At 71.2% G+C, this 7066-nt stretch carries 6 protein-coding genes and 1 pseudogene; 3 read left to right on the top strand and 4 right to left on the bottom strand.

Annotated elements, in window-relative coordinates:
- The 3 genes and pseudogenes from FE811_RS25290 to FE811_RS25280 form a co-directional block, all read right to left on the bottom strand.
- Nucleotides 1-267 (bottom strand): annotated as a pseudogene (locus FE811_RS25290) (tonB-system energizer ExbB); the annotation flags it as partial.
- A gap of 155 nt (nucleotides 268-422) precedes the next feature.
- Nucleotides 423-1460, bottom strand: coding sequence for a siderophore-interacting protein (locus tag FE811_RS25285; protein ID WP_116222128.1), 1038 nt, complete (start codon nucleotides 1458-1460; stop codon nucleotides 423-425).
- Nucleotides 1461-1520: 60 nt separating this feature from the next.
- On the bottom strand, nucleotides 1521-2693 hold the full coding sequence (locus tag FE811_RS25280; RefSeq protein WP_116222129.1) for an alanine--glyoxylate aminotransferase family protein: 1173 nt from the start codon (nucleotides 2691-2693) through the stop codon (nucleotides 1521-1523).
- 282 nt (nucleotides 2694-2975) lie between these two features.
- Here FE811_RS25280 and FE811_RS25275 point away from each other — a divergent pair, with 282 nt between their 5' ends.
- Genes FE811_RS25275 through dinB form a run of 3 tightly spaced genes read left to right on the top strand, consistent with a single transcriptional unit; the run spans nucleotide 2976 to nucleotide 6516 of the window.
- Nucleotides 2976-4712: an ABC transporter ATP-binding protein gene (locus FE811_RS25275; protein ID WP_140849268.1), complete on the top strand. Its 1737-nt coding sequence runs from the start codon at nucleotides 2976-2978 to the stop codon at nucleotides 4710-4712.
- On the top strand, nucleotides 4712-5428 hold the full coding sequence (locus FE811_RS25270; protein WP_116222130.1) for a folate-binding protein YgfZ: 717 nt from the start codon (nucleotides 4712-4714) through the stop codon (nucleotides 5426-5428). Before FE811_RS25275 ends, FE811_RS25270 begins: the two co-directional genes overlap by 1 nt.
- A complete protein-coding gene (gene dinB / locus FE811_RS25265; RefSeq protein WP_036761287.1) occupies nucleotides 5425-6516 on the top strand; it encodes a DNA polymerase IV in 1092 nt (363 codons plus the stop codon). Before FE811_RS25270 ends, dinB begins: the two co-directional genes overlap by 4 nt.
- On the opposite strand, the gene FE811_RS25260 is transcribed toward dinB, so the two are convergent.
- On the bottom strand, nucleotides 6507-7066 hold a 560-nt coding region (locus FE811_RS25260), incomplete at its 5' end, for a DUF533 domain-containing protein (RefSeq protein WP_140849266.1). The genes dinB and FE811_RS25260 overlap by 10 nt on opposite strands.

The raw sequence follows: 7066 nt of genomic DNA, 5'->3' as shown, positions 1-7066 counted from the left end.
CTCGGCCGCCGGGGCGGGGGTCGTGCTTGCCGCTCCGGGTGCTGCCGTGCCGGGGGCCGCCGCTTCCGGCGTCGCGGGCTGCGGGACTTGGGGTTGCGGGGCTGCGGTTTCGCCGGCGGGGGCGGCCGGCTGGGTCTGGACCTCGGGCGCCGGGCTGGTCTGGCCGCCCGTGGCGGCTTCCTGCGCCGCGATCGGCGTGGCGAGCAGCAGGCAGGTCAAAGCAACGGCGGTCCCCGCGCTACGGCGCGGCAGTGACTTCTGGGTCATGGCGATCCTTATAGTTCCGGCATTCGATCCGTCCGCATCTTGCTGGGCGCGGCACATGCAAACTGGCATGCCGCCGACCCTCTGGCCGCGGTTTGGGCTTCGTATCGATCACCAAGGTAAAATTGTCAACTATTCCGCGGACGGGCTGCCGCGCTTTATGCCGACCAATAGGCGGCCAAGTGGCTTTGCGCCCTGTCGTGGCCCAGCGTTTCCAGCAGCAGGGCGCGAAGCGCGGCAATCTCGGATTTTTCCGCTGCCGCCCACAGATAGCTGCCGGGCAAGGGCGGCTCGTCGCGCAGCAGGGCGCAAAGCGCCGCGGTCCCGCCGGGCAGGTGGCATATGCGGAAGCCCGCGGGCCGGGGCAGCGGATAGCCGGGCCGGGCGCCGAGCAGGAAGACCTGGCCCCGCGCGCTGCCGGCGCGCGATTCGAGGATGCGGGCCATGGCGGGCCAGGCGGTCTCGTCCCCGGCAAGCATCAGCTGCGCGGCCTGCGGGATGCCGCCGCCGCTGGGGCCGAGCAGGCCGATGCGCGCGCCCGGCCGGGCACTTTGCGCCCAATGCGCCGCCCGCCCGCCGGGATGGTCGAAAACGTCCAGTTCCAGCCAGCCGGCATCGGCGTCGATGCGGCGCACGGTATAAACCGGGCGGTGCAGCGCCTTGTCGCCCCTGGGCCAGAGGATCTGGCCGTTGGCGCCGAGACGCGGCCATTCCGGCGCGTCGTCGCCGGGTTGCGGCAGGACCAGCCGGAAATGCAGCGAATCCTCGGTGGCAAGCCGGTGCAGGTTGGGCGCGGCCAGCCGCACGCGCAGGAAATCCGGGCAGAGCGGCTCGACCCCGACGACCTCGGCCAGGCTGAAATTGCCGGGCGGCTTGCCGGCATCGGCGGCCGAGGGCCAGCGCAGCGCTGCCGCCGCCGCCGGCAGGTGCTGGCCAAGATGTTCGGAAATCGCCTGCTGCATCGCGCCCAGCCATTCGGCGCGATGGGCGCGGGCAAAGACCAGCACGCCGTCGCCGCGCCGCTTGGCGCCGAACTCGCCCATCTCGACCTGGCACCAGATCGAGCGGCCATGGCCGGTATGCAGCTCCAGCCCGTGTTCCTGGGCCTCGTCGCGGATCAGCCGCTCGATCGGGGCGAAATCCTGGCCGGGCAGCAGGGCCTCGGACTGGAACTCGGGCAGGGGGGTGATGCGCATCTGTCGCCTTTCGTGCCTTGCCCCGGAAAGGTTGGGTCTGCGGCGCCCTGCCGCAAGGGCTCAGGCGAGCCGCGCGATCTCGGCCGCCGCCGCCTCGAGCGCGCCCTTGCCATGCGGGATCGCCAGCGCCGTCATCCCGGCCTCGACCACCGCCAGCACGCCCAGCAGCTGATGCGCATTGGCATGGCCCATATGGGCGATGCGCAGCGCGTTGTCGGGATCGGCGGCGCCCAGGCCGATGCCCAGCGTCACCCCCGCGCGGGCGGCGGTCCATTCGCGCAGGGCGCCGGCCTGCGGCAGCCGGGCCGCAGTGACCGAGCGGGCGCGGCCGGCGGGATCGGCGATCAGCGCGCCGATGCCGGGATGGCCCGCGCCCCAGCGCTCCAGTGCCGCCCATGTCGCTCGCGCCAGCCCCTTGTGCCGGGCCCAGGCGGCGGGCAGGGTTTCCTCGTCCAGAAGCATCCGCAGCGCCTCGTTCATGCCGAAGATGTGCTGGACGGGCGGCGTGCCGCCCCAGAACTGCCACAGCGCTTCGGCCTCGGCCCGCGGGGTCCAGTCCCAATAGGGCGTGGCAAGGCCGCTGCGCCCGCGCGCCTTCACCCGGTCCGAGAACCAGACGAAGGCCAGCCCCGGCGGCACCATCAGCCCCTTCTGGCTGGCCGAGACCAGCAGGTCCACGCCCCATTCGTCCATCCGCAAGGGCTCGCAGCCCAGCGAGGCGATGGCATCGACGGCCAGGAAGGCGGGATGGCCGCCTATGGCCGCGCGCAGGGCGGGAATGTCGGCGCGGGCGGAACTGGCGGTATCGACCTGGCAGACCAGCACCGCCCGGATCCGCCCCTCGCGGTCCTGCGCCAGCCGGTCGGCCAGCCGCTGCGGGTCGGGGGGCGCGAGGCCGAAGTCCAGCTCCTCGACCTCGATCCCCAGCGCGCGGGCCGTGGCGGCCCAGCCGCGGCCGAAATGGCCCGAGACCAGCGCCAGCGCCCGCTCGCCCCGGTCGAGCAGGTTGACGTTCGCCGCCTCCCAGCCGGCATGGCCGTTGCCGATATAGGGCACGACATGGCCCGCGGTCCCGGCCAGCCGCTTGAGCCCGGCGATCATCGCCCGGTTCTCGGCCGCCAGCGCCTCGCCGTAGATGTCGGGCGAGGCGCGGTGCATGGCGCGCAGCACGCGGTCGGGCGCGGGCGAGGGGCCGGGAATGGCAAGGACGGCGGCGCCTTGGGCGAAGCTCATGGGAAATGCCTTTCTGATGATCCGTCATCCGTAGGACGGGCCCCGCGCCGGGTCAACCGGGGGCGGGCGAGGTGCGGGGCATGGGTATTTGGACAACGAAGAAGGGCTGGGCCTGGGGCGGCGAGGCCGGGGCGGGTGGCACGGGCGGGATATGGGCATTTGGGAAACGGAAAGGGCCGGGCGGGGCCTTCGGCAGGGCCCGCCGGGGCACTGCGCCGCGGGCGGCTTGCCCCCGCGCCGCTTGCGCCTTATCCCTTGCCCTGACCGAGGACCGGGGATGCGATGGCGGACAGACTTCACAGGACGGCCAATCTGTTCGCCCGCATGTGGCGCGACTATCTGCGGCCCTACTGGGGCCGCATCCTGCTGGCGCTGCTGTTTCTGGTCATCGAGGGCTCGACCCTGGGCATGCTCAGCTGGATGCTGAAGCCGCTGTTCGACCGGGTCTTCGTCGGTGGCGACACCGATGCGATCTGGTGGGTCGGCGGCGCGATCTTTGGCCTGTTCCTGATCCGCGCCACCACCTTCGTCGTCAACCGCAGCCTGATGACCTCGGTCTCGCTGGCGGTCTCGACCTCGATGCAGACCGACCTTTTGCGCCATATCATGACCTTGGACGGCGGCTTCTTCCAGCAGAACCCCCCCGGCGCGCTGATCGAGCGGGTGCAGGGCGACACCATGGCGGTGCAGGGGGTCTGGACCACTTTCATCTCGGGCGCGGGGCGGGACATGGTCTCGCTGGTGTCGCTGTTCGGGGTGGCGCTGGCCGTCGATCCCTGGTGGACCATGGCGGCGCTGGTGGGCGCGCCGCTTCTGATCCTGCCGACGCTGGTGGTGCAGCGCTATATCCGGCGCAAGATGCGGCAGAACCGCGTCAACGCCAGCCAGCGCGCCACCCGGCTGGACGAGGTGCTGCACGGCATCAACGCCGTCAAGCTGAACCGGATGGAGGATTACCAGGCCGGCCGCTTTGCCCAGATCGTCACCCGCATCCGCCAGGCCGAGGTCAAGATGTCCGGCATCGGCGCCACCGTGCCGGCGCTGGTCGATGTCGTCACCGGCCTGGGCTTCATCGGCGTGCTGGCGCTTGGCGGTGCCGAGGTGACGCGGGGCGAGCGCACGGTGGGCGATTTCATGTCCTTCTTTACCGCCATGGCGCTGGCCTTCCAGCCGCTGCGCCGGCTGGGGGCGCTGACCGGCACCTGGCAGGTCGCCGCCGCGAGCCTGGAGCGCATCTATGCCGTGCTGGACCTGCGGCCGACCATCACCTCGGGCTCGCGGCGCGAGCCGCCGCCCGACACCACGATCCGCTTTCAGGACGTGCGGCTGGCCTATGCCAACCACCCGGTGCTGAACGGGCTGAGCTTTACCGCCGAGGCGGGCCGGACCACCGCGCTGGTCGGGCCTTCGGGGGCGGGGAAATCCACGGTCTTCAACCTGCTGACCCGGCTGGTCGACCCGGAATCGGGGCAGATCACCCTGGGTGGCGTGGCCTTGCGCGACTATGAGCTGGGCGTGCTGCGCGACCAGTTCTCGACCGTCAGCCAGGATGCGGCGCTGTTCGACGAGACGCTGCGCGAGAACATCCTGCTGGGCCACGACCAGGACGACGAGGCGCTGCGCCGCGCCGTCGTCGCCGCCCATGTCGCCGATTTCACCGACGCCCTGCCGATGGGGCTGGACACGCCTGCGGGCCCGCGCGGCTCGGCCCTGTCGGGCGGACAGCGCCAGCGCGTGGCCATCGCCCGCGCCGTGCTGCGCAATGCGCCGATCCTGCTGCTGGACGAGGCGACCTCTGCGCTGGACGCGCAAAGCGAGCGGGTGGTGCAGCAGGCGCTGGACGAGCTTNCCGGGCGCACCACGCTGGTCATCGCGCACCGGCTTTCGACCGTGCGGCAAGCCGACAAGATCGTGGTGGTCGAGGCCGGCAGGGTTGTCGAAGAGGGCAGTCACGACCAGCTTATGGCCCAGGGCGGCGCCTATGCCGCGCTGGTCCGGTTGCAATTCGGAGAGGATTGATGCGGCGCATTCTGGCGGTTTCGGGCGAGGACCGGGTCGAGTTCCTGCAAGGGCTGGTGACGAACAAGGTCGGCCCGGTGCCGTGCTGGGCGGCGTTGCTGACGCCGCAGGGCAAGTATCTGGCCGATTTCCTGGTCGTGCCCGAGGGCGAGCGGCTGCTGATCGACGTGGACGCGCGGCTGGCGGACGACCTGGCGCGGCGGCTGTCGATGTATCGGCTGCGCTCGAAGGTTGCGATCGAGCCGATGGATCTGGCCGTCGCCCGCGGCACCGGGCCGGCGCCGGCGGGGGCGATCGCCGACCCGCGGCACCCGGCGCTCGGCTGGCGGCTTTACGGCGCCGAGGGGGACGACGGCACCGACTGGGGCGCCATCCGGGTCGCGCATTGCATTCCCGAAACCCTGGTCGAGCTGATCCCGAACGAGACCTTCATCCTGGAAGCCGGGTTCGAGCGCCTGCATGGCGTCGATTTCCGCAAGGGCTGCTATGTCGGGCAAGAGGTCACGGCGCGGATGAAGCACAAGACCGAATTGCGCAAGGGGCTGGTGACGGTCGGGATCGAGGGCGCGGCCCCCGTCGGCACGCCGATCCTGATGGCGGACGGGCGCGAGGCCGGCACGCTTTTCACCCAGTCCGGCGGCCGCGCCATCGCCCATATGCGCTTCGACCGCATGGGCGAGGGATTGACGGCGGGGGATGCCCGCATCATCCCGTGACCGGCCCGGCCGAGGAGCGCGTCCGCCGCATCGTGCATGTGGACATGGATGCCTTCTATGCCTCGGTCGAGCAGCGCGACGACCCGGCGCTGCGCGGCAGGCCGGTCGCCGTGGGCGGCATCCAGCGCGGCGTGGTCGCCGCGGCCAGCTATGAGGCGCGGCGCTATGGCGTGCGCTCGGCCATGCCCTCGATGCGGGCGATGCGGCTGTGCCCCGACCTGGTCTTCGTGAAGCCGCGCTTCGACGTCTATCGCGCCGTCAGCCAGCAGGTCCGCGCGATCTTTGCCGAATACACCCCGCTCGTCGAGCCGCTGTCGCTGGACGAGGCCTATCTGGACCTGACCGATCACCTGGACGGCCGCACCGCCACCCGCATCGCGCAGGAAATCCGGGCGCGCATCCGCGCGGCGACGGGGCTGACAGCCTCGGCCGGGGTCAGCTACAACAAGTTCCTGGCCAAGCTGGCCTCGGACCAGCGCAAGCCCGACGGGCTTTTCGTGATCCCGCCCGAGGCCGGGGCGCAATTCGTGCAGGGCCTGCCCATCGGCCGCTTCCACGGCATCGGCCCGGCCACGGCGGCGCGGATGGAGGCGCATGGCATCCTGACCGGCGCCGACCTGGCCCGGCAGAGCCTGGAGTTCCTGACCGCGCGCTTCGGCAAGTCGGGCAGCTATTACTGGAACATCGCCCGCGGCATCGACACGCGCGAGGTCAAGCCCGACCGCATCCGCAAGAGCATCGGCGCCGAGAACACCTATTTCGAGGATCTGCGCCAGATCGCGGCGGCGCATGAGGCGCTGGCGGTGCTGGCCGACAAGGTCTGGCGCCATGCCGCCTCGGCCGCGCGCCGGGGCCGCACGGTGACGCTGAAGGTGAAATACGGCGATTTCCGCCAGATCACCCGCGCGCGCTCGCTGCCGCGTCCGGTCGAAAGCCGCGACGAGATGCTGGAGATGGCCTGCGAATTGCTGGCCCCGGTCTTTGCCGATCCGCATGGGGTACGGCTCTTGGGCATCACGCTGTCGGGGCTGGAAGAGGCGCGGCAAGACGAGCCGCCGCGCCAGCTGGGCCTGTTCGATCAGGCGTAAAGGTTGATCACCCCGACCTTCTGGTGGATGCCGTTCACGGTTTCCTTGTCGAGGCCGAGGCCCTGCGCCAGCGTGTGCAGGTATTCGGCCTCCTTGCGGTTGTCGAACTCGATCGCCATCAGTGACATCAGGTAGACCTGCGGGCCGAAGCCCTGCGGCACCTCGCGCGCCAGGGCGGCGGCATCGACCGGGGCGGCGATCTGTTCGCGGATGAAGGCGCGTTCCTCGTCGTCCAGCTCGCCGAACTCGGCCATCAGCTTGGCCTTTTCCGCCTCGTCGATCTCGCCGTCGGATTTCGCGGCCTGGATCATCGCCTTCAGCATCAGCCCGGCCAGCGCGTTCTGTTCCGGCGTGGGCGCGGTCGAGGGCTCGTCACCGCTGGCCAGCGCCTCGTTGAAGAGTTCGCCGAAACTGGCGTCGTTCTGCGGCTGCGCGTCCTTTTGCGCCAAGCCGCCCCTGCCTTGCGGGGCCTGGCCCTGCGGCTGCTGGCCCTGCGGCTGCGCGCCGCGACCGCCCAGCAGGTCGCCCAGCATCCCGCCCAGGCCGCCCG

The sequence above is a fragment of the Paracoccus sp. FO-3 genome, assembly GCF_006386455.1.
GTDB lineage: Bacteria > Pseudomonadota > Alphaproteobacteria > Rhodobacterales > Rhodobacteraceae > Paracoccus > Paracoccus versutus.
The sequence above is the reverse complement of the archived record's forward strand: the minus strand, read 5'-3'. Positions and strand labels throughout refer to the sequence as shown.